We start from the raw sequence: 1,002 nt of genomic DNA on the forward strand, positions 1-1,002 counted from the left end.
GGCGCCGGCCTTGACCCGTCCAGTGGCCACCAGGACCAGGCGGCGGGCGTCCAGCACGGTGCCCAGCCCCTGGGTGACGCTGTGTGTGGGGACCTCATCGAGCGACCCGAAGAAGCGGGCATTGTCCGAGCGGGTGCGGGCGGTCAGCCGGGTGACGTGGGTGCGGCTGCGCAGGGCGGTGCCCGGCTCGTTGAACCGATGTGCCCGTTGGAGCCGATGCCCAGGATCTGCACATCCACCCCGCCGGCGGCGGCGATGGTCGCGTCGTAGGCGGTGGCCGCTTCCTCCAGCACATCCAGGGACTCGGCATCGCCCAGCGGCACGTTCAGGTTCTGCTCCGGCAGGCCCATCACCTGGCAGACCTCGCGGATCAGGGTCTGGCGGTAGGACTGCACGTGGTCGGAGGGCAGACCCACGTACTCATCCAGGGCGAAGCCCGTGGCCTGGGACAGGTCTAATTCGCCCTTGGCAACGTAGTCGGCCAGTTCGCTGTACAGGCCCAGCGGAGAGGAACCGGTGGCCAGCCCGAGGACCGGGGCCCGGTCGCTGGCATAGCGCTGGAAACCCTCAAGGACGGCGGTGGCGGCGAGGCGTGCAACCTCGTCAGGGGAGGAACCGATGAGTACCTTCAATGCGTTCTTCCTTTGAAACTTGGTGACGAAAGCGTCATGTCCGACGAATGATTGTGCGTCCAAGGTTCCCGAGACGACGGTGTCCCCAGCACCTTGCGTGCCTGGCACGCACTGAACCCATTACCAATAATGTTACGGGTTTTTCGGTGGTGGCGACGTCGCGTTTTCTGCCGCCAGACCCTTGTCCTGCCCGTGGGGGCACCCCATGGGGTGTGCGGGTTGCACCGTTCTTTTCCGTCCGCGCTCGGTGGTTCGGCCCGTGCCGGGAGGTGCGGTTCTGTCCAAGTTTTTCCCTGCCAGAGCCCGGTTCGTCCCGAGGTTTCGCCCCGGCCGGACGCCGCGGGGGAGCCCGGCTGCCGCCGGGGGCCGG

Annotated in this window: 1 protein-coding gene; it reads right to left on the minus strand. The window is 67.6% G+C overall.

From position 1 onward, the window contains the following. Positions 1-143: 143 nt before the first annotated feature. Positions 144-695: a 6-phosphogluconolactonase gene (locus tag JCM19049_RS15310; RefSeq protein ID WP_279403358.1), complete on the minus strand. Its 552-nt coding sequence runs from the start codon at positions 693-695 to the stop codon at positions 144-146. Positions 696-1,002: the final 307 nt, after the last annotated feature.

The sequence above is a fragment of the Arthrobacter sp. JCM 19049 genome (genome assembly GCF_001310435.1).